Source organism: Streptomyces radicis (assembly GCF_003626575.1).
GTDB classification, from domain to species: Bacteria; Actinomycetota; Actinomycetes; order Streptomycetales; family Streptomycetaceae; genus Streptomyces; species Streptomyces radicis.
In genome coordinates this window covers 50,219-74,505 of the sequence record NZ_RBDY01000018.1, presented here as the reverse complement: position 1 = coordinate 74,505, position 24,287 = coordinate 50,219, and the positions used below count along the sequence as shown (strand labels likewise).

Here is a 24,287-nt window from a genome sequence, read left to right as displayed (position 1 = left end):
GGCGGGTTGACGGCCGGGCGGGGGCGGCGCCGTTGCCGTCCCCGACCGGCCGGGTGGCGTCTCAGTGGTGGTCGGGGGGCGGTCCGGGTATGGAGCCGTCCTCGTTGCTGACGGTGAAGATGCCGACCATGCCGTGGTCGGAGTGGCTCTGGACGTGGCAGTGGTACATCCAGTGGCCCGGGCCCACGTGCTCGCCCGCGTAGACCTGGAAGCCGAACGAGTCGCCCGGGCCGCAGATCTTGTTGTCGATGACGCGCGTGGGGTCGTTCGCGTCGGCGAGGAAGCCGGTGCGGTTGTCCGCCCAGCGGTGACCGTGCAGATGGAACGTGTGGTAGAACTCGCCGTGCGTGATCACGATGAACTCGGCGCGTTCACCGATCTTCGCCGCGAAGTTCGGTCCCTGCTGAAGGTTGTTGGTCGTCATGTCGTTGAAGACGACCGTGAACTGCTTGTCCGGCAGGATGTCGCCCCTGCGCCGGACGATCAGGCCGCCGTACAGGCCGCGTTGGAGCCCGCCGGTGCCGTGGTCGGTGCCCACCACGTGGTCGTGGTAGTTCCAGTAGCCCGCGCTGCCCGGGATCAGGGTGCCGTCGTCGCGGGTGCCCAGCTCGTGGGAGTTCCACGTGTAGAGGCGGCTCTCGCCGGGCGCCACCACGCTGTTGGTGAGGCGCGTGCCGTCGCTGTCGATCGCGTAGTCCACGCCGTGGACATGCAGGCTGACGTCGACATCCAGGTTGTTGACGAGGTCGATCTGGAGCGTGTCGCCCTCGTACATCTCCAGCAGGGGCCCCGGGATGGTGGCCTCGCCCGGCTCGAAGCCGTAGCCCAGCTGCCCGTCGGGCAGCTGCTCGGCGTAGAGGATGAAACGACGGACCTCGCCCCTGGCCGCCGGTCGGTGGGCCAGGTCCTGGGTCGCCGCCCGCGCCTGAGCGGCCGTCAGGCCGGCGGGCGCGAGGGCCGCCGCGGCCGCGCCGCCGGCGAATGCTCGTCGGGAGAAGGCTGGTCGTCGCATGTGCTGGCCTTCCTCATGGTCACAACGACTCTGACGGCGCCTCATGGTATGACCACGACAAGAGTTTGCCCACCCTCAGGACAAAGTTTCCCTGTTTTCGGTCATAGCCATTGGCGACCCAGCAAAAGAGGTCTAGCTTCCTAGGGCGTTGCTGCTGTCACCTGAGAGGGGCGCGCGAGCTATGGGCCGCAAGCCACAGGTATGGGCGCTTGCTGTGACCATGTTGATCACCTTGCTGGGCACCGCCCCGGCCGCCGCGGAGAACGACCGGGCCGCCGCCGGGCAGGCCAGCCGGCTGCCCGGCGCGCAGGACCCACGCGTCCTCGTCTTCCACGGCGCCGACGCACCCGAGGACCGGACGCGGGCCGGAGTCGAGGCCGTCGAGGCCCTCGGCGCGGAGGGACCCGCCGCCGAGCGCTTCGCCGTCGAGTCGACCGACGACCCTTCGGTCTTCACCCCCACCGAACTCACCGCGTTCAACGCCGTCGTCTTCCTGTCCGCCGAAGGGGCCGTGCTGGACGCGGCCCAGGAGTCGGCCCTCCAGAACTATGTGCGCTCGGGGGGCGGCTTCGTCGGCGTGCACGACGCGGCCCGCGCCCAGCCGGAGTCCGAGTGGTTCACCGGGCTGATCGGCTCGCGCCCCGACGCGGGCAGCCCCGCCGACCCGCAGCGGGCCGTCGTCGAGGTCGGCGACCGGGTCAACCCCGCCACCAGGGGCCTGCCGCTCGAATGGGCCCGCAACGACGTCTGGTTCGACTGGGAGAGCAACCCCACGGGCGAGGTCCACACCGTGGCCAGGGTGCGGGAGCGCACCTATGAGCCGGGCGAGGACGCCGAGGGCTGGGACCACCCGATCTCCTGGTGCCGGGACTACGACGGAGGCCGGTCGTTCTACACCGGCATGGGAGGCACCGAGGCCAGCTTCGGCGAGGCCAACTTCCGCAAGCACCTCCGCGGCGCGTTGCTGTGGACAAGTCGCCTGGCTCGCGCCGACTGCCAGGCGACCATCACCGACAACTACGCCGCGGAGCGTCTGACCCCGCCCAACCAGCCCGAGGCGCTCGACCAGATCGGCGAGCCGCACGGGCTCGACATCGCCGACGACGGCCGGGTGTTCTACATCGGCCGCGGCGGGCAGTGGAGCAACGCCCCCGTGGTCACCGACTGGAACGACCCGGACATCGGCCTCGGCCCCGGCACCGTCCATGTCTACGACCCGGCCACCGAAGAGGTCACCCTCGCGGCGTCCCTCGAGGTGTTCGGGAACAAGGGCGGCGGCGGCGAGCTGGTGAAGATCGAGGAGGGCCTGGTGGGCATCGTCCTCGACCCCGACTTCGAGGACAACAACTGGATCTATCTGCACTGGACCCCGCACTCGGAGATCGACCGCGAGGCCCACATGGCCGAACGCCGGGTCTCCCGCTTCACGTTCGACCCCGAGTCGGGCCAACTCGACCTGGCCTCCGAGGCGGTGCTGCTGGCGTGGCCCGTCCAGATCCACAGCTGCTGCCACGCGGGCGGCGGGATGGACTTCGACTCGGAAGGCAATCTGTACATCGCCACGGGTGACACCAACTCCTCGCAGTTCAGCGACGGTTACTCGGGCAACAACCCCGAGCCGAACCACCAGGGCGTCTCGTTCGCCGACGCACGGCGGACCGCGGGCAACACCAACAACCTCAACGGCAAGATCCTGCGGATCCACCCCGAGGACGACGGGACCTACACCGTCCCCGAGGGCAACCTCTTCACCGGCGAGGAGGAGGGCGGCGGCAAGACCCGCCCCGAGATCTATGTGATGGGCGTGCGCAACCCCGCGCGCATCGCGGTCGATCCGGAGACGGACTGGCTGTACGCCGGCTGGGTCGGCCCCGACGCGGGCGAGCCGAGCAGCACGTGGGGCCCGGCGAAGTACGACACGTTCGCCGTCATCACCGAGGCGGGGAACCGGGGTTGGCCCTACTGCATGGGCAACCGCCAGCCGTACCGCGACCGCAACCTGCCCGACCCGACGCAGCCGCTCGACTGGTACGACTGCGACGCGCCGCGCAACGAGTCCCCCCACAACGACGGCCTCGTCGAGCTGCCGCCCATCACGGGGAACAACATCTGGTACTCCCCGCAGGGCGGCGGCCCCGACTACCCGAGGAACGCCGATGGCATCCCCAGCTATGAGCTGGACGAGCAGGAGTTGCTGCTGCCCTGGCTCACCGGCGGCGGCCAGGCCACGATGAGCGGCCCGCTCTACCGCTACGACGAGGGCACCGCGAGCGACGTCGCGTGGCCCGCGTACTGGGACGGCAAGTGGTTCGTCGGCGACTTCTACGACGCCGACCAGCCGCGGCACGCCGTGGTGATGGACCCGAGCAACGCGGGCAACGGCGGCCTCCCGGTGCACGCGGAGAGCCTCGACGCGATCATCCCGGTCGGCGACGGCGGCATCCGCAACCTCATGGACTGGAAGTTCGCGCCCGATGGCTCCCTGTATGTCCTGGACTACGGCCGCGGCTTCTTCAACGCCGACTCCGAGTCCGCCCTGTGGCGGATCACCTACCAGGGCGGCCCCGCCACCCCCGCACCCGCGGACCTGGCACGGCGGTGACCGGCACGGCGGCACCACCGCGGTAACGCAGAAAGGTCGAAAGAGCGTGAAATCGGCGAACAGACACGGCGGCGCCCTCGTGGGCGGCCCCCGTCGGCTGCTGATCCTGCTGATGACCCTGTGCCTGGCGGCACTCACCATGTCGGCCGTCCCGGCCGCGCAGGCCAAGCAGCCCCAGGGCGGCGGCGGCGCTGAGGTCGCCCAGGCCCAGACGTTGACCTGGACGGCGGACAACGACATCACCCGCTACAAGACCGCCCCCACCACGGCGGTCGCGGGCGAGACCACGATCGTGTTCGAGAACAGCGCGGCCACCGGCAACACCACGTCGATGCCGCACACCCTGACGTTCGACACGTCGAACCCCGACTACAACAACGACGTCAATGTCAATCTCATGGCCACTCCCAACGACGTCAACGGCGGTCGCTGGGAGGTCACTGTGGACCTCACCCCCGGCACCTACCGCTTCTTCTGCGCCATCCCCGGACATGGCCAGATGCAGGGCGAGCTGGTGGTCACCGAGGACGGCGGCGGTGGCGAGGACACCACCCCGCCCGAGGTGACCGCCACGGTCGAAGGCCAGCAGAACGAGGCGGGCGACTACGTCGGCAGCGCGACCGTCGAGCTGACGGCGACCGACGAGGGCTCGGGCGTCGACAGCATCGAATACGCCCTGGACGGCGGGGAGTTCGCCCCGTACGAGGCCCCCGTGGTGCTCAACACCGTGGGCGAGCACACCGTGGCCTACCGGGCCACCGATGTGGCGGGCAATGTCTCGGACGACCAGTCGACCACGGTCAACGTCGTCGAGCCGTCGGGCGACGACACCACGCCACCCGAGGTCACGGCCACCGTGGACGGCGAGCAGAACGCCGAGGGCGACTATGTCACCATGGCGACCGTCACCCTGGAGGCCACCGACGCCGAGTCGGGCGTGGCGGGCATCGAATACGCGGTCAACGGCGGGGAGTTCACGCCGTATACCGAGCCCGTCATGGTGCACAGCGTCGGTGACCACACGGTGAGCTACCGGGCCACGGACAACGCGGGCAACTCATCGGAGGCGGGCAGCACCAGCTTCACCGTCGTCGAGGACGGCGGCGAGGACCCGGGCGACCCGCCGCCCGCCGACTGCCCCGAGTCCGACGACCGCCCGCTCGTGGTCCTCGGCGACACGGTCACCCAGGTGCCCAACCGCACCGACCCCGAAGGCTGCACGGTCAACGAGGTGATCGAGGACGAACGCGCCTGGTCGTCCAACGGCTCCTTCCTGTCCCATGTGGACGAGGTGACCGACGTCCTGGTGTTCCAGGGCGTCATCGACCGCGGGAACAAGGCCGAGATCCTCGAGGCCGCCGAGGTCTCGGGCGTCGGCGCCCCGGGCAACCGCGAGGGCTACGAGCGGATCTTCGACGGGACCGCGCAGTCCCTCGACCGCTGGGGCCATGTCGGAGGCGGGGCGTTCAACCTCAACGAGGACGGCTCGATCACCAGCAGCACCGAGGTCGAGGGCATGGGGATGCTGTGGTTCCCCGAGGCCCAGTACGGCGACTTCGTGCTCCGGCTGAAGTGGCGCGACGACACCTCGGGCGGCACCGCCAACAGCGGCGTCTTCGTCGGCTTCCCCCGCGTGCACAACCACCCGGAGGAGTCACGGCCCGAGTGGGTGGCCATCAAGTACGGGCACGAGGTCCAGATCTCCGACAACCGCGGCGGCGACCAGTACAAGACCGGCTCCATCTACGGATTCGACCTGGTCAACCGCGGCGAGTCCATGCCGACCCCCAAGGGCGTCTGGAACGACTACGAGATCCGCGTGGTCGACGGCCACTACACCATCACCCGTAACGGGCTGCTCATCAACGAGTTCGACAACACGCCGGGGCAGCTGTTCTCGCCGCCGCGCGCCGACGACCCGGGCACCGACGGGCGGCAGCACGAGACGGGCTACATCGGGCTCCAGACCCATGGGACATCCGATGTGATCACGTTCCGCGACATCAGGATCAAGGAGCTGTAGAGCTCCCCCGACCGGGGGGACGACAGAACCCGCGCACCCACGCGCCCCCCACCCACGACGGCCCGCCGCACCCAGCGGCGGGCCGTCGGCTCGTCACGGCGGGCCACCACCACGGAGGCGGGAGGCCCCGCGGCGGATATGTACTACGATAGGTACATGTCTCTGAAGCGTACCAACGTCTATGCCGATCCCGAAGACCTGGCGATCATCAAGGAGGCGGCCCGCCGCCGGGGCGTGAGCGAGGCCGAGATCATCCGCCAGGGCATTCATCTGGCCGCCATGGCGCATCGCGTCTGGGACGAGCCCCTCTTCTCCCGGACCTTCGAGGGGCACGGGCGGACTCTGGAGCGGGGTGACGTGCGAGAGGCCGTCGCCGATGCCGTCCACCGGGAGACGAAGCCCGGGACCAACGCGTGATCATCGTGATCGCCGACACCTCGGGCCTGCTCGCGGCGCTCGACTCCACACACCCGGAGCACCAGGCGGCCAACGAGGCGATCATGGCCGCCGGTCTGCTCGTGATGTCGCCTCTGCTCCTCGCCGAGTTGGACCATGTCGCCACCAGGGAGCTGGGCCGGGCGGCGGCGGTGAGCGCCGTGGACGACCTCAGGCGCTGGCTGGCTCGGGGCCGCATCGCTCTACCCGAAGTGTCCGAGCAGCACCTGGCCGCCGCGCAGGCGCTCCGGGGCCGCTACGCGGCTCTCGACCTCGACCTGGCCGACGCCGTCAACGTCGCCCTGGCCGCGGACTACGACACCGACGCGATCCTCACCCTGGACCGTCGCGATTTCCGCGCGGTGCGCCCCCTGGGCCGCCACAAGGCATTCCGTCTCCTGCCCGACGACCTTCCCCTCTGACCCCCGCTGACCCCCTGTGACGGGGTCAGGTACTCGCGGCACGGGCCGGGGACCCGGGGTCCCGGGGTAGCGATGACGCCCGCGCGTCCGATTCGGCAGCAAGCTGACGCGTGGGGGTGCAGCAAGCTGACGCCCGGGGCCCTCCCGGAGTGCACCGCTACACGAGTAGCGTCTGGCCCGCCGAAGACCGGAACTTCACAGGGGGCCTCTCGATGCGGTTCCACGTGCTCGGGCCACTCGCGATGAGCGAGGGTCAGGAAACGGTCGTCCTCCAGCCCTCCAAGCCCGCCAACCTCCTGGCCGCCCTCCTGCTGCACTCCAACACCGTGGTCTCGTCCGACTACCTCCAGCGGATGGTGTGGGGCGACACCCAACCGGCCACCGCGCGGGCGGCGTTGCAGACGTGCGTGCTGCGGCTGCGCCGCCTGTTCACCAGGCATGGCGTGCTCGACGCGGCCATCGAGGCGGTGCCGGGCGGCTACCGGATCACGGCGAACGCGGGCTCGTTGGACCTGGTGGACTTCCGCGAGACCGTCGTGGGGGCCCGCGCCGCCGAGGACCCCGAGACCGAACTCGCCCTGCTGCGCGCCGCGTTGTCCCTGTGGCAGGGCGCTCCCCTGCCCAATGTGCGCTCCGGGGCGCTGCACAGGGACGAGGTGCCGCGCCTGGTGGAGGAGCGGCTCGCGGCGCAGACGCGGGTGTGCGACCTGCTGCTCGCGCTCGGCCGCCACGGCGCGGCGCTGGTCGAGCTGTGGGGGCACACCAGGGCGCATCCCGACCACGGCCGCTTCAGGGAGCAGCTGATCGAGGCGCTGTACCGGTCGGGGCGGCAGACGGAGGCGCTGGCGGAGTGCCGGAGGTTCAAGGAGCATCTGGCGCGGGAGCTGGGCATCGGTCCTTCGGCCGCGTTGCGGGATCTGGAGCTGGCGATCCTGCGCGGCGAAGCCCTCGGCCCGGTGGCCGGGGCCGCGGCGGCGTCGGCGCCGCCCGCGCTGCCGCCCGTTCCGTGGTTCACCGGGCGGGCGCGCGAGGTCGCGGTGCTCGTGGACCGGCTCGGCGCGCCCGCCGAGGCGCCCGTGCTCGAACTGGTCTGCGGGGCACCGGGGATCGGGAAGACCGCCCTTGTGCAGCATGTGGCGCACGTGGCGCGGGACCGCTTCCCCGGGGGGCGGCTGCTGGTGCGCATGACCGACGCGGCGGGCGCGCCACGTCCGGCGGCCGAGGTGACCGCCGAGCTCGCGGCCGGGCTGCCCGCGCCGGGCGCGGGGTGGGCGCTGCTGCTGCTCGACGACGTGGCGGACGCGGAGCAGGCGCGGCCCGCGCTGGCCGCGGCGGCCGGGTGCGCGGTGCTGATCACCAGCCGCAGGAAGCTGGCCGGGCTGATCGCGACGCACGGCGGGCGGGTGCATCGCCTCGAGACGTTCGCGGCCGAGGAGTCGCACGCGCTGCTCGCGGCGGTGCTCGGCGGCGACCGGGTGGCCGGGGAGCCGGTGGCCGCGCGGGAGTTGGCCGACCGGTGCGGGCACCATCCCCTGGCGCTGCTGATCGCCGCGGCGCGGCTGATGACGCGGCCCGCGCTGCCGCTGGCCGACGGGGCGCGTTGGCTGGCCGATGACCCACTGGCCCATCTGGCGCTGACCGACGATCCGGGCATGTCGGTCGGCAGGGTGCTCGCCGCGGCCCTCGACCGCCTCGACCCCGGGCTGGCCGAGGCGTTCCTCACGGTGGGGCGGCTGCCCTCGCCCGTGGTCGGCGCCGCCGACTGCGCGGGGCTGCCCGGCTTCGCCGAGCCGGTCGCCGAGGCCGCGGCCGTGCTCGAACGGCTGGCCGACGCAGGGCTGTTGGAGGACGGGCCGCCGGGGCCCTATCGCGTCCACGAGCTGCTGCGGCTGTACGCGGGCCACGCCGATCGGGGCCGCGTCAGAGCGAGAGAGAAGGTGTGACAGGGATGGCCGACGCGTTCGACCGCCTGGCCGGGACCAGGCCCCGCATCCGCCGGGACGTGCTGTTCACGCGGACCCCGGGGGGCGTGCTCTTCCACAACGCGGACGGGGGATTCCATCTCACCGGGAAGACCGCGTACCGGTTCGCGTCCGTGCTGGTGCCGCGCCTCGACGGGAGCGCGCGGCTCGACGAGCTGTGCGCCGGGGTCGGCGACGCGCAGAAGGCGATGGTGGCCACGCTCGTGGACTCCCTGTTGGAGCGGGGCTTCGCACGCGACGTGCGCGACCCGGGGAGCGGGGGCGCGGCGCTGCCCGACGCGGTCAGCGCGCGGTTCGCCGCGCAGATCGCCTATGTGGACCACTATGTGGACGGCGCCGAGGGGCGGTTCGCGCGGTTCAGGGGGACCCGGGTCGCGGTGCTCGGCGCGGGGGAGACGGCGCGCTGGTGCGTGCTGAGCCTGGTCCGCAACGGCTGCGGCGCGGTCGCGTCCGAGGCTTCCGTGCCCGAGGCCGATGCGGAGGCCGCGGCGCTCGCCGCCGATGGGGCGCCGGTCGAGCTGACGCGGCTGCCCGCGGGGCGTGCGGCGTTCCCCGAGCACGACGTGGTCGTGGTGACGGGCCGCGACGCGGCCCCGCGGACGCACCGGCTGCTGGCCGCGGGTCGGACGCCGGGCCAACTGGTCATTCCCGCCTGGACGTTCGGGGAGCGCGCGGTCGTGGGCCCGCGTTCGGGTGACGAGGACGCGGACGGCGGCGGCTGCTGGTCGTGCGCGCTGCTGCGGCTCGGCGGCAACGTGGACGCCGCGGCGGCGGCCGAGCTGTGGAGCGAGGTGGCGGGTGGCGCGAGCGCGGCGGCGGGCCCGCCGGGCGGGGCGCTGGCCGGTCCCGTGGCGGCGATGGTCGGGAACCTGCTCGGCTTCGAGATCTTCCGCACCGCGACCGGTGCGCTGCCGCCCGAGACCGCGGGGCAGGTGTTGATCCAGGACCTCGACTCGCTCGACGTGGTGGCCGAGCCGCTGCACCCGCATCCGCGCTGCCGGTTGTGCGCGGGCGCGCCGGGGGCGCCCGACGAGGCGCCGGGCGAGCTGGCGGTGGCGCGCGCGGTGACGGTGGAGTCGGCCAGGGACGCCGAGGATCTGGTGGCCGACCTCAACCGGGTCTCCGCGGCCCTCGTCCGCCCGCACACCGGCGTGTTCACGCGCTGGGACGACGAGGCGCTGCCGCAGACGCCGCTCAAGGTGACGCGGCTCGAGACCGTTCCGGTGGCCGGAAGGCCGCGCCTGATCGCGGCGTTCGACGTGCACCACCTGGCCGGGGCCAGGCAGCGGGGGCTGCGGGCGGCGGCCGGGGTGTGGACCGAGCACGCGGTCCCCGCCGGAACGCTGCCGGGAGGGCCGGGCGAGCTGCCGACCGTGACGCCCGAGCGGCTGACCACGGGCGGGGGCGCGTTCACCGGCGATGACATCGCGGCCTGGACGGCGGTCACGTCGCTGCTCACCAAGGAGCGCGTCGCCGTGCCGACGGCGGCGCTGCGCCCGTTCGGCCCGCACAACCGGGACCGGCTCGTGCTCGGCGGCGCCGCGGGCGTGGGGGCGGGGGCGACGCCGGGTGAGGCGGCGGGGCACGCGTTGCTCTCCGCGCTGGCGCACGAGGCGCTGCTGCGCGCCGTGCGGGGCGCCGGGCGCGTGTCCCTGCTGCCCGCGCCCCCTGAACGCGCCGGTGATCGACGTTCCGATGCCGAACGCGCCCCCGCCGAACGCGGCGCCGCCGAATTCCTCTTCCTGCACCGCTCGGCCGGGACGCTCGGCGTCGCGGTCGAGCTGCTCGACCTGGGCGAGGCCGAACGCACGGGCGTGCACGTCGTGCTGGCGCGCGGGACCGGGGGCGCCGCGGCCGGGCGCTGGGCGGTCGGGGCCGAGCTCGATGGCCGGGCCGCGGCGGTGGCCGCGCTGCGCGACCTGCTCGGCGCGGTGCAACTGGCCGCCGCGACGGGCGAGGAGCCCGACCCGGGGGACCCGCTGCTCGCCGACCTGGCGCCCGGCGCGATCGCGGTCACGGCCAAGGGCGCGCCCGCCGACGAGGCGTGGGAGTGGGGCGCGCCTGTGGCGTTCGCCTCGGTGCTCGAACGGCTGCGCGTGGCGGGGCGCGACGTGCTGCGCCTCGCCGACACCCCGGCCGACCTGCGGGCCGGTGGGCTGCACACCGCGCGGATCCTGGTGACGCGGGGCGGCGATGGCGACCACTGAGCCGCTCGACGACGCGTGCCACGAGCTGGCCGAGCTGATCGACGCGACGCTCGCCGCGCTCTCCCCCGCGCCGGGCGAGCGCCCCTCGGTGTCCGTCGAACCGCTGGGCGTGGCCGACGCGTTCGCCGACACGTCGCGCGCCGCGGGCGAGGCCGTGCCGGTGCGGATCCACGGGCGGCACGCCGTGGTGGGGCCGCTGCCCGGGCCGCAGGGCGCCGCGCCCTGCGCCCGCTGCCTCGAACGCCGCTGGCAGTCGGTGCGCTCCCCCGCGCTGCGCGACGCCGTCGAGCTGGGCGGGGACACCGCGGCGGTGGGCCGCACCCCGTATGCCACGCCGTTCGCGGCGCACGCGCTGGCCGCCGTGACCGCGGCCGCGCTCGCCGAGCCCGGGGGGCGGCCCTCGGTGCACCTGGTGGACCTGGAGTCGCTCGCGGTGCGCCGCTATCCGCTGCTCCCCGACCCCGAGTGCCCCTCGTGCGGGCGGCCCGAGCCCGACACGGCCGAGGCGGCGACGCTGACGCTGCGCCCCGCGCCCAAGCACGGCCGGGGGGCGTTCAGGGTGCGGCACCTCGACTCCTACGACCTGCCGACCGACGCCTACGCCAACCCCGTGTGCGGGGCGCTCGGCCCCTCCGTGGTCCACGACGTGTCGTCGACGTCCACCTCGGCCGCGATCGGCTGCTTCTCGCTGCGCTCGGGCGACTATCTGCGGGAGACGTTCTGGGGCGGGCACACCGACACGTTCCGCGACAGCGTCAGGGTCGGGATCCTCGAAGGGCTCGAACGCTACGTGGGCATGCGCCCCAGGGCGCGCGCGTCCGCGGTGCGCGACAGCCTGGACGGGCTGCGCGCCCGGGGCGTCGCGGCCCTCGACCCGCGCGAGTGCGGCCTGTACGGGGAGGAGTTCCACCGCGCGCGCCCCGACATCGCGCCGTTCACGCCGGGGCGGACGCTGCCGTGGGTGTGGGGGTACGCGCTGGGCGCGGGGCGGCCCGTGCTGGTGCCCGAGGTGCTGACGTACTACCACGCGCCGGGGCTCGCCGACCGCTTCGTGCAGGAGAGCTCCAACGGCTGCGCGTCGGGCGGCTGTCTCGAGGAGGCCGTCTACTTCGGGCTGATGGAGGTGATCGAGCGCGACGCGTTCCTGCTGGCCTGGTACGGGCGGGCGGCGCTGCCCGAGCTCGACCCGGCGAGCAGCGAGCGGGCCGCGACCCGGCACATGGTGGACCGGCTGGCGATGTACGGGTACCGGGCCCGCTTCTTCGACACCAGGATCACGTTTCCCGTGCCGGTGGTCACCGGGGTCGCGGTGCGCGAGGACGGCGGTCTCGGCCGCATGTGCTTCGGCGCGGGGGCGGGGCTCGACCCCGAGGCGGCGCTGGCCGCCGCGCTGTGCGAGATCGCGACCGACGCCGTCAACCTGCCGGGCCGCACCGCGGCGGACGAGGCGCGGCTGCGGGCGATGGCGGCCGACTTCGACCTGGTCACGGCCCTGCACGACCACCCGCTCGTGTACGGCGTGCCGGAGATGGGCGAGCACGCGGCGTTCCTGCTCGGCGCGCCTGGCGAGCCCGAACGGCCCAGGCACGCGCTGCGGGAACGGTTCGGCGACGGGTCGGTGCCGCCGGTCTCCGACGACCTGCGCGACGACGTGGCGGCGTGCGTGGCCGCGGTGACCGGGGCGGGCTTCGAGGTGATCGTGGTGGACCAGACGGCGCCGGGACAGCGGGAGTTGGGGCTGCGCACAGTGAGCGTGATCGTGCCGGGGCTGCTGCCCATCGACTTCGGCTGGGCGCGGCAGCGGGCGCTCGGCATGCCGCGACTGCGCACCGCGCTGCGCGAGGCGGGGCTCGCCACCCGCGACCTGACCCCCGACGACTTCAACGCCGCGCCCCACCCGTTCCCATGACCGACCGTTTCATGGCCCGACCGTTTTATGGCCCGACCGTTTTATGGCCCGACCGTTTCATGGCCCGACCGTTTCATGACGACCGCCGACCGAGACCGACCGAGGGAGGTTCCCATGGGGTACGCCCATGACTACGCCACCGCGATCCTGCACCGCGGCCGGACCCCGATGGAGCCGGTGGACTTCGTGCCCGACTGGGCCGACGGGCCGCGCAAGACCAAGCACTACCCGGGCGCGGACGCGCTGCCGCTCCCCGACGGCGGGCCTTGGCCGCGGGGCGCCACGGTGGCGCGGGGGCTTGCGGGCGGGCCGGGTGGCGGCCCTGGGGAGCGCGTGGCGTTCGACCGCGCGCTGCTGGGCGAACTGCTGCGGGACTCCTACGGGTTGACCGGCCGCCGCCTGGGGGTGCAGGCCAACACGGACCTGGACGCGCTGCCGTTCTACCCCCTCGCCAACTGGTCGCGGGGCACCGCGTCGGGCGGCGGGCTCTACCCGGTCGCGATCTACTGGGTGTCGGGGCCGAGCGACCCCGCGCCGCCGGGGGTGCACCACTACGCCCCGCGCCACCACGCGATGCGGCGGCTGCTGACGGGCGATGTCACGGGCGAGGTGCGGGCCGCGCTGGGCGAGGACGCGCCCGGCCCGGTGACCGACCAGTACCTGGTGCTGGGGATCAAGTACTGGCAGAACGCGTTCAAGTACAACAGCTTCTCCTTCCACGCCGTCTCGATGGACCTGGGGGCGCTGCTCGGCACCTGGCGCATGTGGTTGCGCGCCAGGGGCGTGGAGGTGGAGCCCGCGCTCTGGTTCGACGAGGAGCGGCTGGCGCGGCTGCTGGGCGTGAACGCCGCCGATGAGGGCGTGTTCGCGGTGGTGCCGCTGCCCTGGACGGGGGCGCGCGAGCCGGGTCCCGCGCCCCGACGCGCCGCGGTGCGCCGCAGGGACGCCGAACGCTCCCGGCGCGTGCTGTCGTTCGAGGCGTTGCGCGCGATGCAGGAGGCCACGTCGGCGCACGCGGGGCGCCGCCCGGCCCGGGGCGCGCTGGCCCGGGCCGCCGCGCTGCCGCCGCCCGAGGGGGCGACCGTGGCGCTGCCGCCGCCCGCGCCGCTCGACGCGGGGGTGCGGGGCGCGTTGCGGCGCAGGCGCAGCAGCTTCGGCAGGTTCGCCGCGGGGCGCCCCGTGACCGGCGCGCAGCTGGCCGCCGCGCTGGCCTCGGCCGCCGCGGGGTCGCGTCTCGGCGGGGACGGCGAACGGGCGGGCGCCGACGGGCTGGTGAAGCTCTACGCCTTCGTCAACCATGTCGAGGGCGTCGCGCCCGGCGCCTACGCCCATGTGCCGGAGCGGGGGGCGCTGCGGCGGATCGGCGAGGGGCCGCCGGGCCCTTTCCTCCAGAGGAGCTATTTCCTGGCCAACTACAACCTGGAGCAGGCGGGCGCCGTCCTGGTGCCCACGGTCCGCACGCACGCCGTGCTCGACGCGGTGGGCGACCGCGGGTACCGGCTGGTCAACGCGCTGATCGGCGCGGTCGCGCAGGCCACCTACACCGCGTCGGCGGCGCTGGGCCTCGGCTGCGGGGTGGCGCTGGGGTTCGACAACGTCGCCTACCGCGAGGAGTTGGGGCTCCTGGAGACCGACGAGGCCCCGCTGCTGATCATGATGATCGGAAACGAACGTCCCGCGCCCGCCGACTTCCGTTTCGAGATCGTCCGGTGAACGGGGGCGGCGGGGCCGAGGGCTGGGAGCTGGGGCCGCGCTTTGTCGCGCGGATCGCCGGGCTGCCGGTGGATGCCGTGCGCCGGTTGCGCGCGCCGGGCGCGCGCCGTTGGGCGGACGAGGTGCTCGACGAGGGGGAGCGCCTCGCCGCCGCCGGTGGGCGGGTCGGGGACCTGCTGCACGGCCTGGTCGGCGGCCTGGACGACGAACGCGCCCGGCGCGCGCTGCTGCGGCTGCGCCGTGCGGTGTTCAACAACCGGCTGCCCGCCGACCCGGCCGCCGCGTCCGCGCTGGTCCACCGCCTCGACCGGGCGGCGGGCGAGGCGCTTGACGCCTGGCTCGAAGGGCGCGGGCGGCTGGCCGAACGCGAGGCGGCGGGCGAGGCGTTGCTGGCCGCGCAGGGGGAACGCGCCAGGGGCGAGCTGCGCAGGCTGGCCGCGGGGCGGCGGCTGCGGGACGGGCTCCTGCTGGCCTCGCCCGCGCTCGACGCCCAGCTCGACGGCTGGCTGGCCGCGCCGCCCGGCGGGGGCGACAAGCGCGCCCGCAAGATCGAGCGGTCACTGCTCGCGTATGTGTACCGGACGGCCTGCAAGACCAGCCCGTTCAGCTCGTTCACCGGGGTCGCGCCCGGCACGTTCGCGCGGGGCGCGGGCCAGGGGCCGGGCGAGCTGCGCTCCTCGGGGCCCTGGGTGAGCCATCCCCGGCTCAACGTCCTGGCGCTGGGCCGGATCGCCGAGGCGATCGTGGCCGACCCGGCGCGCCGCGCCGACCTGCCGGTCGCCCCGGCCTCGGGGTGGGGCAGGGACGAGGACCGGGTGCGCTATGTCCGGCGGTGGGTGACGGCGGGCGACGACGACACGGCCGTCACGTTCGACGCCGTGCGGGACCGGCTGTTCTTCCTGCGGCGCAGCGGCGCGCTCGACCGGATGCTCGACTTCTTCGACACCCGACCCGAGGCGCGCTACGGGGAGTTGGCGGCCTGGCTGGCCCGGGCCCTGGACGCGCCGGAGGCCGAGGTCGAGGAGTATCTGGCGGCGCTGCTGCACGTCGGGATGGTTCGGGTGCCCACGCTGACGGTCGGGGTCCACGACACCGATCCGCTGCGCGCGCTGGGGCGTTCGCTGCGCGCGCTCGGCCGGGACTGGGCGGACCGCACGGCCGCCGCGCTCGAAGGACCGCTGGCGTGCCTGGCGCGTTACCCGGCCGCGGAGCCCGAGGAGCGGCGGGCGCTGCTGGCCGAGCTGCGCGACCGACTGGCCGCGATCCAGCGGGACTTGGGCGAGGAACGGCCACGGGTGCCGCGCACCGTGCTCTACGAGGACGTGGTCGCGCCCGCGGTGACCGCCGACCGGGAGCGCTGGGACGAGGTGCTCGCCGGGCCGCTGCGCGCGATCGAGCGGGTCCTGCCCGCGTTCGACCTGACGCTGCCCCAACGGCTCACGTTCAAGGGGTTCTTCCTGGCCCGGCACGGCATCGGCGGGCGCTGCGACGACCTGCTGCGGCTCATCGACGACTTCCACGAGGACTTCTTCGACCAGTACCTGTCCTTCGCCGCGCGCCGGAAGACGTTCGACGCGGCGGGCGAGTACGTGCCCGAGGAGAACTGGCTCGGCCTGCCGCAGCTCAAGGCCCTTGACGCGGCGCGTTCGGCGTTCATCGCGGGGATGCGGGCGCGCTGGGCCGCTCGCGCCGCCCCCACCGGCGGGGACCCGGGCGAACTCGCCCTGGACGACGCACTGTTGGCGGAGACCGCCGCCGAGCTCGCCGGTCTCGAGCAGGGGCCGAGGCCGCACGCCCACCATGTGCAGCTGGCCGAGCGGCGCGGCGGCGGGCCGCTGGTCGTCCTCAACCGCTCCTACGGCGGCCTGTCGTTCCCGTTCAGCCGCTTCACCCACTGCCTCGACCCCGGCCTGCCGGGCGCGTTGCGGGAGCGGGCCGCCCGACTGCGGCCCGAGGGCGCGGTGTTCGCCGAGGTCACCGGTGGCCCGGTGACCAGCAACCTCAACCTGCACGCGCGGCTGACCGATTGGGAGATCGTCTGCCCCGGCGAGACCAGCGGCGCTCCCCCCGAGCGGCGGATCCGCCTTGACGAGCTGGTGATCGAGCACGACCAGGCCGCCGACCGGCTCGCGCTGCGCGCGCCCCGGCTCGGCGTGGAGGTCATCCCCGTCTACCTGGGCTATCTGGTGCCGCTCGCGCTGCCCGAGGTGCCGCGCACCCTGCTGCTGCTCTCCCCCACCTCCATGGCGCCGCTCGACGTGTGGGGCGGGGTGCCCGAGGGCGAGCCGCACCGCGGCGTGACCCGCCGCCCCCGGGTCACCCACGGCAGGCTCGTGCTCGCCCGGCGCTCGTGGAGCGCCCCCGCGACCGCGCTGCCGCTGCGCGGACGGGGCGTCGGCGAGGCCGAGTGGTTCCTCGGCTGGCACCGCTGGCGGCGCGAACAGGGCGTGCCCGACCGGGTGTTCGCGACCGTCGCGGACAGCGGGCAGCGCGGGGCGACCGGCGCCAAGCCGCACCATGTGGACTTCGACAGCCCGCTGTCGCTGGCCGCGTTCGAGGGGCTGCTCAAGGACGCGGGGGCGCGCGTGGTGCTGCGCGAGGCGCTGCCCGACGAGCACGACCCGGGCACCGCGGCCGACGATGGCGGGCATGTGACCGAGCTGGCCGTGGAGACGGCGACCCCGGCGAGACCCCAGGCCGAAGGAGACACCCCGTGACCGAGACGCCCACGGGCCGGTGGCAGGCCGTCCACATCCACTACGCCGCCAACCCCCGTCCGCTGCTGCTGCACTGCGTGCGCCCGCTGATCGCCGAGCTGTCGGCCGATGGCCTGCTGGCGAACCACTTCTTCATCAACTACTGGCTCGAAGGCCCCCATGTGCGGCTGCGGCTCAAGGCGGCCACGCCCGAGGCCGAGCCCGAGGTGCGGCGCCGCGCCGAGGCCGCGATCGACGCCTTCCTGGCCGCGCGGCCCGCGCTCTACGAGGTGGACTCGGGCTTCCTCAACGACTTCTACAACCAGCTGTTCGACATCGAGTTCCCCGGGGCCGAGCGCGCCGCCCATCTGGACGCCGGGGGCCGCATGCGGCTCATGCCCAACAACTCGCGGCACTGGACGCGTTACGAGCCCGAGTACGGCAAGTACGGCGGCGCGGCCGGGATCGCGCTGGCCGAGTGGCACTTCCGGCACTCGAGCGATCTGGTCATCGACGCGCTGGCCACCAAGAATCTCCATCTGCGGACCGTACTGCTCGGCACGTGCGCGCAGTTGATGGTGGTGATGGCCGCCGCCTTCGTCCCGGACGACGAGGCGCTCGCCGACTACTTCGACAGCTACTACGCGTTCTGGCACAAGGCGTTCCCCGGCACCGGGTTCATCGGCTCGACCGAGTACGAGCGGAAGGCCGACGAGGTCGCGGGCGACCTGGCCCGCTGGCACGCCCTGGTCCGCGACGCGGCCGCGCCCGGCGGCGGGGCGAACGGGGCGCGGCTGCCCGCCTTCCTGGCCCGCTGGGCGGAGCACTGCGGTCAACTGCGCGACCGCGTCGTCGCGTTGGCCGACCGGGGGGACCTGGTCCTCCGCTCGTGGGACGGCGAGCGCGACGAGCGCGTCACCGACAGGCACGAGGCGCTGGTCCGGCTGCTCTCGCCCTATATGCACATGACCAACAACCGGCTGCACGCCACCATCCAGGACGAGGCGTATCTCGCCCATGTGTGGGGGCGCGCCCTCAGGTCGTCCTCGGCGGCGCGGGGGTGAGCGCGATGGAGACCCTGGCGGGCCTGCGGCCGAGGCTGCGCCCCGACGTGCTGCTCAGCGAGCCGCTGCTGCGCGGCCCGAAGACCGTGCACCTGGTCAAGGACCCGGTCGGCGGGCGGTCGTTCGAGGTCGGGCCGCGCGAGGGCTTCCTGATGGCACGCCTCGACGGCGCGCGCACGCTGGCCGAGATCGGCGACGCCTACGCGGCCGCGTTCGGCAAGCGCCTCGGCGAGGCCCACTGGCGGCATCTCCTCCAACTCCTGGGCGGCCGTGGCCTGTTGGCGTCGGACGGCCATGGCCTGTCGGCATCGGACCAGGGCCCCGGCGCCGACCCGGGGCGGGCGCGGGCCGAGCGCCCGCGCAACGGCCTCCCGCGGGGCAGCGTCCGCCTGGTCGCCGACGCGCACGCCACCGCGACCCGCCTGCACCGGGCGACGGGCTTCCTGCTGCGCGGCCCCTGGCCCGCGCTGCTGCTCGCGCTGGTCGTCGCCGCCGAGGCCGCGCAGCTCGCACGGCTCGGCGAGCTGCTCAACGGCGTTGAACGGGTATTCGGCAACCCGGTGCTGCTCGCGGGCGTGGCCACGCTGCTGTGGTTCTCGACGGCGCTGCACGAGCTGGCGCACGGCGTGGCCGCGCGGCACTACGGCGGCCGGGTGGGCGAGATCGGGCTGCGCTGGCGGCTGCCCGTGGTCATCATGTACTGCACCGTGGACCACTACCCCTGGCTGTCCACCCGTCGGCACCGGATCGTGGTCGCGGCGGCGGGCGCGGTGACCAATCTGCTGTTCCTTCTGCCGTTCACCGTCTGGTGGTTGGCGGCGCCACCCGGCGCCACCAGGGAGGCACTCGCCGGGCTGCTGTTCCTCGGGAGCCTCCAGGCCCTCGCCATGCTCGTCCCGCTGCCGCCGCTCGACGGCTACACCATCGTGGGGCAGGCGCTCGGCGCCACCCGGCTCGCCGAGTCGAGCCGCCGCTACCTCGCGCTCGCGCTGCGCCGCGACCCGGCCGCCGCGGCCTATCCGCGCCGGGCGCGGGTGACATACACCGCGTACGGCGCGTGCGCTGCGCTCATCGCCGGGCTGCTGCTCACGGCCCTCGTCCTGCTCGCCACCGCCCTGCTGACCCCGTGAGCCGCCGCCCCCGTCAAGCCGCTGATCCCGTAGGCCGCTCCTCCCGTAAGACCAGGTGAAACCATGACGAAGGAACCGACCGTGTCCCCCACTCCAGGCCCCGGCGACGACGCTCAGCCCGCGGTCGTCCTCACCGGGGTGCGCAAGCACTACGGCGCCACGCGGGCGGTTGACGGGGTGTCGTTCACCATCGCCCGCGGGGAGTTCTTCGGGCTGCTCGGCCCCAACGGCGCGGGCAAGACCACGCTCATCGAGATCATGGAGGGCCTGCGCGAGGCCGACGCGGGCACCGTCGCGGTCCTCGGCACCAGCCCATGGCCGCGCGACCGGGCGCTGCTGCCGCGCCTCGGGGTGCAGACCCAGTCGTCGGCGTTCTTCGTCCGGCTCACCGCGCGCGAGCACCTGGCGACGGTCGCCGCGCTCTACCGCGCCGAACCCGCCGCCGTCGACCGGACGTTGGCGCTGGTCGGCCTCGCCGAGCAGGCCGGGACGCGGGTCGAGGACCTGTCGGGCGGGCAGCGCCAGCGGCTCGCCATCGCGTCGGCCCTGGTGCACGACCCCGAGCTGCTGTTCCTCGACGAGCCCACGGCCGCCCTCGACCCGCAGGCCCGCCGCGCGCTGTGGCGGGTGCTGCGCGACCTCAAGGGCGCGGGCCGCACCATCGTCTACACCACCCACCACCTGGACGAGGCCGAGGCGCTGTGCGACCGCGTCGCCATCATGGCCGAAGGGCGGGTCTCCGCGCTCGACTCCCCCAACCGCCTGATCGCGGGCGCCACTTCGGCCACCCGGCTCCTCGTCCCGGCCGAACGCCTCACGCTGGCCCAGGCGTCGGACCTGCCCGGCGTGTCGCGGGCGAGCCTCGAAGGGGACGTGGTGGTGCTCGAGACCGAGGACCCGGGGCCGCTGCTCGCGGCCGTCGAGAGGACCGCGGGCCTGCACGGCGTGCAGACGCGGACCGCGACGCTCGAGGACGTCTACCTCACGATCACCGAAGCACGGAGCACGAGCGAACGGAGCACCACCTCATGAGCGCCTACGCCGCGCTGCGCGGGGCGGGTTACCGCGCCTACACCCGCGACCGGACCACGCTGTTCTTCACCTTCGCCTTCCCGCTGCTGTTCCTCGTGGTCTTCGGGCTGATCTTCAGCGGCCAGGACGTGGAGGAGAGCGGCCGCCCCTACATCAGCTACATCGCGCCCGGCGTGCTGTCGTGGGGCGTCGCCAACGCGGCGGTGTTCGGCGTGGCGTTCACGCTCATGCAGTGGCGCCGCGACGACATCCTGCGGCTCATCCGGATGACGCCGACGCCGCTCTCGGCCGTTCTGGGCTCGCGGTTCGTCCTGGCGCTCGGCATCGGGCTCGTGCAGGCCGCGCTGTTCGTGGCCGTGGCGCTGCTGCCCGCGTTCGGCCTTGCCCTGTCGGGGCGTTGGCCGCTCGCGGTGCCGCTGCTCGTGCTCGGCATCACGGCGTTCCTGGCGCTGGGCGCGATCGTCGGCTCGTTCACCTCGACGCCCGAGGCGGTGGCCGCGGTCGCCAACTGCCTGATGGTGCCCATGGCGTTCCTCTCGGGGTCGTTCTACCCGCTCGACGCCATGCCCGAGTGGATGCGGACGCTGTCGTGGATCCTGCCGCTGCGGCACCTCAACGACGGGGTCTCCGGCGCGTTGACCGGCTCGGGCGACCTCGGGGACCTGGGCGTGGCGGCGGGCGGACTCGCCGTGTTCGCCGTGGTGTTCGGGGTCGTGGCGGTGCGCTGCTTCCGCTGGAGCGACCGCGTATGACGGTGGCCGCGGCACCGGCGGGCGGGGTGGCGGGCGGGGTGGCGGCCGCGCTGGGCGAGGAGCTGGAACGGCGCTGGCGGGCGGCGGGGCGCCCTGGCCCCGCGCCGCGCGTGGCGGCGCTCGGCGTCACCGACGCGCTCGGCGGCGACGGCGACCCGCACGCCACCGTGCACCTCACCGCCCGCGCCGCCCTGATCGGACCCTGGGGCGCTCCCCCGAACGGCCGCTCCGCGTGCGGGCGTTGCCTGGCCATGCGCTGGCAGCGGCTGCGCACCCGGTCCGAACGCGAGGCCATCGAGGGCGGGTTCACCCCCGAGGCGGCGGGGGCGTGGCCGGTGCTGACCGCGTTCGCCGTGGACGCGGTGTGGGCGGCCTGCCGCGCCGTCGGGCAACGGGCGCTCGGCGACGGCGAGTTGGCCCGGGTGACCCGGGTGGACCTGGGCACGCTCGCGCTGGTGACCTTCCCCGTGCTGCCCGAACCACTCTGCCCGCACTGTGTGACCCCGCGCCCCGACACCCGGGAGCGCGCCTCGTGGCCCACGGTCGCGGTGCCCAAGTCGGCGGCGGGCCGCTACCGTTCACGGCCCGCCGCCTCCTATCCGCTGCCCGAGGCGGCGCTGGCCAACCCGGTGTGCGGCGCCCTCGGCGCCCGCACCCACCTCAACCCCGCCGCCACGACCACCGCCCCGGTCTCCGGCAGCAACTTCGTACGCGGCTATGCCGGGTTGACCGATGTGACCTGGAGCGGGCAGGCCGACCGGTACGCGGCCAGCCGCACCCTGGCGTTCCTCGAGGGCCTTGAGCGCTACGCGGGCACCCACGCCAGGCGCGGGCTGCTCCCGGTGACCGGCTCGTTCCACGAGCTGGTCGAGCGCGAGGGGCGTGACGCGGTGCTCGACCCGGCCGCGTGCGGCTTCTACGCCCCCGAGACCTACCGCGACGACCCGATGGTCGGCCCGTTCGACCCGGACCGGGCGATCCCGTGGTTCTGGGGGCGCTCGCTGCGCGACCGGCGGCCCGTCCTGGTCCCGGCCAGGCTGGTGCACTACAGCGCGGGCGTCGCCGCGGACAACTTCGTCTTCGAGTGCTCCAACGGCTGTGCCACGGGCGGGAGTCCGGTGGAGGCCGCGCTGTTCGGGCTCCTGGAGCTGATCGAGCGGGACGCGTTCCTGCTCACCTGGTACGGGCGCCGCCCGCCGACCCGCCTCGACCTGGCGTCCACGACCGACCCGGGCGTGCGCGGCATGCTCGACCGCGCCGCGCTGCTCGGCTACGACGTGCACGCGTTCGACACCAGGAGCGACCTGCCCGTCCCGGTGGTCACGGGGCTCGCGGTGCGGCGGGACGGCGGGCCCGGGCTGCTGTCGTTCGGCGCGGCCGCGGGCTTCGACCCGGCGCGCGCGGTGGCCGACGCGCTGAGCGAGGTGCTCACCTACATCCCGCACCTGCCGTTCCAGGTGGCCGCGCGGCGCGCCGAACTCGACGCGATGGCCGATGACTTCGGCCTGGTCCGCCAACTGACCGACCACGCCCAGCTGTACGGACTGCCCCGCATGGCCCGTTACGCGGCGCCCTTCCTCGACGCGGGCCCCGCGGTGCCGATCGCCGAGGCGTTCGCCGACTGGTCCCGCGCCCGGCCCGCCACGCTCGACCTGCGGGACGATCTGCGGTGCGTGGTCGACGCGTTGGCGGCGGCGGGCCACGACACGATCGTGGTGGACCAGACGACGCCCGAGCAACGGGGGATCGGCCTCCACACGGTCACCACCCTGTCCCCTGGGCTCCTCCCCCTCGACTTCGGCTGGCGCCGCCAACGGGCGCTGCGGATGCCCCGCCTTGGCCGACTGGCGGCGGAACGAGGGGAGTTCACCCCCGCCCCCCACCCGTTCCCGTGAGGCGTGGGATGCACGAAGTCGACCGCTGCTCGGGCTCGTTGAGCAGCCGGACCGGGCCCGACGTGTCGGGTGACCACCTCATCGGTGGCGCTTCTCCTGTTCGTGCAGCGCCTCGGCGTCCTCGATCGCGCCCCATCGGCGCGCCAGCCCGAAGTGCCGGGACCGGGGCTCCTCGGCCGTGGCCACCCACGTGGCCAGGTCGGCGGCGACATCCGCCGCGCCGCGGCCGCTCGTGGTGAACTCCCGGTCGACGAGGCGGCGGAGCGCGTGGGCGTCCTCGATCGCGTCCTCGACCTGATCGGGGCCCCAGCCGCGGGCGGCGAGGCGCGCACGCCGGTCCGCGTCGTCACAGTCGAGGCGCGCCCAGGCGACCGACGGCACACCCTCGGCGCCCGCCGCGGCGGAGTTGGGCGGCGCCCGCCGCTACCCCGTCCCGGGCGCGTTCGGCGGGCCCGGCGTTCCCGCCGGGAACTCCTCCGTGCCGAGCACCCGGAGCAGCTCGAGGCGTTCGCGGGCCTCCGCGTTCGCCGGGGTGAGGACCAGCAGGTACTGGCGCTGGTCCGGGGTGACCAGGGTCTCGCAGTCCACCAGCACGCGGCCCACCCGTGGGTGCAGGAACGTCTTGCGGTCGGCGCGGCGGACCTCCACCTCGTGTTCGGCCCAGAGGCGGCGGAAGTCGGCGCTCGCGGCCCGCAGGCGTTCGACGAGTCCGGTGACCGTGGGGTCGCCCGAGCGGCGCCCCGCGACCGCGCGCAGGTCGGCCACGAGCTGGCGCGCGTGGCGTTCGTGCTCATCGGGCGGGCCGATGGCGCGGGCGGCCGGGTCGGTGAACCAGCGGAACGCCGTGTAGCGCCGGTCGCCCGAGAAGCGGGTGTGGTCGCCCGTCAGCAGGACGGCCGGGCGGTTCTTGGCGAGGATCTCGCCCAGGTCCGACAGCACCAGGGCCGGGGTGTCCCCGAGCAGGTCGAGCATGCGGATCAGACCGGCGCGCGCCACGCGGGCCACCGCCTCGGCGGGCGAGGGCCGGTGCCCGGCCAGGTGGAACAGGTGGTCGCGCTCGTCGTCGGAGAGCCGCAGCGCCCGGGCCAACGCGCCGAGCAGCTGCGTGGAGGGCTGGCTGCTGCGGCCCTGTTCGAGGCGCACGACGTAGTCGACGGACATGCCCGCGAGCATCGCCACCTCCTCACGGCGCAGGCCAGCCGTGCGGCGGCGGGGCCCGTCGGCGAGGCCCACCTCGGCCGGGCGGATCGCCGCGCGTCGGCGGCGCAGGAAGTCGGCGAGCTGGTCACGTTCCATGGCGCCATGGTCCCTCGCGGCGGGCGAGGCGTTCCAGGGAGCGGCGCTCCCACGATGAACGCTCCGCTCCCGCGCGACGCGGCGCCGACGCAGGCTGGGTGCCGGAACGACGACGGA

General features: G+C 74.4%; 17 protein-coding genes. 14 read left to right on the top strand and 3 right to left on the bottom strand.

Features of this window, described 5'->3' with window-relative positions; genetic code table 11:
- Positions 1 to 61: 61 nt before the first annotated feature.
- Positions 62 to 1,012 (bottom strand): multicopper oxidase domain-containing protein, encoded by a 951-nt coding sequence (locus tag D7318_RS21535; protein WP_120698773.1) that lies wholly within the window; start codon positions 1,010 to 1,012, stop codon positions 62 to 64.
- 220 nt (positions 1,013 to 1,232) lie between these two features.
- On the opposite strand from D7318_RS21535, the gene D7318_RS21530 reads away from it, so the two are divergent.
- The 14 genes from D7318_RS21530 (at position 1,233) to D7318_RS21465 (ending at position 22,874) form a co-directional block, all read left to right on the top strand.
- Positions 1,233 to 3,614 (top strand): ThuA domain-containing protein, encoded by a 2,382-nt coding sequence (locus D7318_RS21530; RefSeq protein WP_120698840.1) that lies wholly within the window; start codon positions 1,233 to 1,235, stop codon positions 3,612 to 3,614.
- Positions 3,615 to 3,753: 139 nt separating this feature from the next.
- Complete coding sequence (locus tag D7318_RS21525) at positions 3,754 to 5,637, top strand: OmpL47-type beta-barrel domain-containing protein (RefSeq protein WP_230423952.1); 1,884 nt, start codon at positions 3,754 to 3,756, stop codon at positions 5,635 to 5,637.
- Between the two features lie 156 nt (positions 5,638 to 5,793).
- Complete coding sequence (locus tag D7318_RS21520) at positions 5,794 to 6,054, top strand: ribbon-helix-helix domain-containing protein (protein ID WP_120698837.1); 261 nt, start codon at positions 5,794 to 5,796, stop codon at positions 6,052 to 6,054.
- Entirely contained in the window at positions 6,051 to 6,494 is a 444-nt protein-coding gene (locus tag D7318_RS21515; RefSeq protein WP_120698772.1) for a PIN domain-containing protein, read from the top strand. The genes D7318_RS21520 and D7318_RS21515 overlap by 4 nt, the downstream gene beginning before the upstream one ends.
- Before the next feature lie 212 nt (positions 6,495 to 6,706).
- On the top strand, positions 6,707 to 8,437 hold the full coding sequence (locus tag D7318_RS21510; protein ID WP_120698771.1) for an AfsR/SARP family transcriptional regulator: 1,731 nt from the start codon (positions 6,707 to 6,709) through the stop codon (positions 8,435 to 8,437).
- 5 nt (positions 8,438 to 8,442) lie between these two features.
- On the top strand, positions 8,443 to 10,683 hold the full coding sequence (locus D7318_RS21505; protein ID WP_120698770.1) for a TOMM precursor leader peptide-binding protein: 2,241 nt from the start codon (positions 8,443 to 8,445) through the stop codon (positions 10,681 to 10,683).
- Positions 10,670 to 12,592 (top strand): TOMM precursor leader peptide-binding protein, encoded by a 1,923-nt coding sequence (locus D7318_RS21500; RefSeq protein WP_120698769.1) that lies wholly within the window; start codon positions 10,670 to 10,672, stop codon positions 12,590 to 12,592. Before D7318_RS21505 ends, D7318_RS21500 begins: the two co-directional genes overlap by 14 nt.
- 114 nt (positions 12,593 to 12,706) lie before the next feature.
- Positions 12,707 to 14,305 (top strand): nitroreductase family protein, encoded by a 1,599-nt coding sequence (locus D7318_RS21495; protein WP_120698768.1) that lies wholly within the window; start codon positions 12,707 to 12,709, stop codon positions 14,303 to 14,305.
- Positions 14,302 to 17,022, top strand: coding sequence for a lantibiotic dehydratase (locus D7318_RS21490; protein ID WP_120698767.1), 2,721 nt, complete (start codon positions 14,302 to 14,304; stop codon positions 17,020 to 17,022). The genes D7318_RS21495 and D7318_RS21490 overlap by 4 nt, the downstream gene beginning before the upstream one ends.
- Complete coding sequence (locus D7318_RS21485) at positions 17,019 to 18,065, top strand: lantibiotic dehydratase C-terminal domain-containing protein (RefSeq protein ID WP_120698766.1); 1,047 nt, start codon at positions 17,019 to 17,021, stop codon at positions 18,063 to 18,065. Before D7318_RS21490 ends, D7318_RS21485 begins: the two co-directional genes overlap by 4 nt.
- A gap of 5 nt (positions 18,066 to 18,070) precedes the next feature.
- Complete coding sequence (locus D7318_RS21480) at positions 18,071 to 19,195, top strand: metalloprotease (protein WP_230423951.1); 1,125 nt, start codon at positions 18,071 to 18,073, stop codon at positions 19,193 to 19,195.
- Positions 19,196 to 19,258: 63 nt separating this feature from the next.
- Entirely contained in the window at positions 19,259 to 20,227 is a 969-nt protein-coding gene (locus D7318_RS21475) for an ABC transporter ATP-binding protein (protein ID WP_120698765.1), read from the top strand.
- The gene (locus tag D7318_RS21470; protein WP_120698764.1) at positions 20,224 to 20,979 is read left to right on the top strand and encodes an ABC transporter permease; all 756 of its coding nucleotides are present in this window, start codon (positions 20,224 to 20,226) and stop codon (positions 20,977 to 20,979) included. Before D7318_RS21475 ends, D7318_RS21470 begins: the two co-directional genes overlap by 4 nt.
- Positions 20,976 to 22,874 carry a TOMM precursor leader peptide-binding protein gene (locus D7318_RS21465; protein WP_120698763.1) on the top strand — a complete coding sequence of 633 codons (1,899 nt, stop codon included), beginning with the start codon at positions 20,976 to 20,978 and terminating at the stop codon, positions 22,872 to 22,874. The genes D7318_RS21470 and D7318_RS21465 overlap by 4 nt, the downstream gene beginning before the upstream one ends.
- A gap of 78 nt (positions 22,875 to 22,952) precedes the next feature.
- On the opposite strand, the gene D7318_RS21460 is transcribed toward D7318_RS21465, so the two are convergent.
- Positions 22,953 to 23,255 carry a hypothetical protein gene (locus D7318_RS21460; protein ID WP_120698762.1) on the bottom strand — a complete coding sequence of 101 codons (303 nt, stop codon included), beginning with the start codon at positions 23,253 to 23,255 and terminating at the stop codon, positions 22,953 to 22,955.
- A 42-nt stretch (positions 23,256 to 23,297) separates the two neighbouring features.
- Complete coding sequence (locus D7318_RS21455) at positions 23,298 to 24,170, bottom strand: helix-turn-helix transcriptional regulator (protein ID WP_120698761.1); 873 nt, start codon at positions 24,168 to 24,170, stop codon at positions 23,298 to 23,300.
- Positions 24,171 to 24,287: the final 117 nt, after the last annotated feature.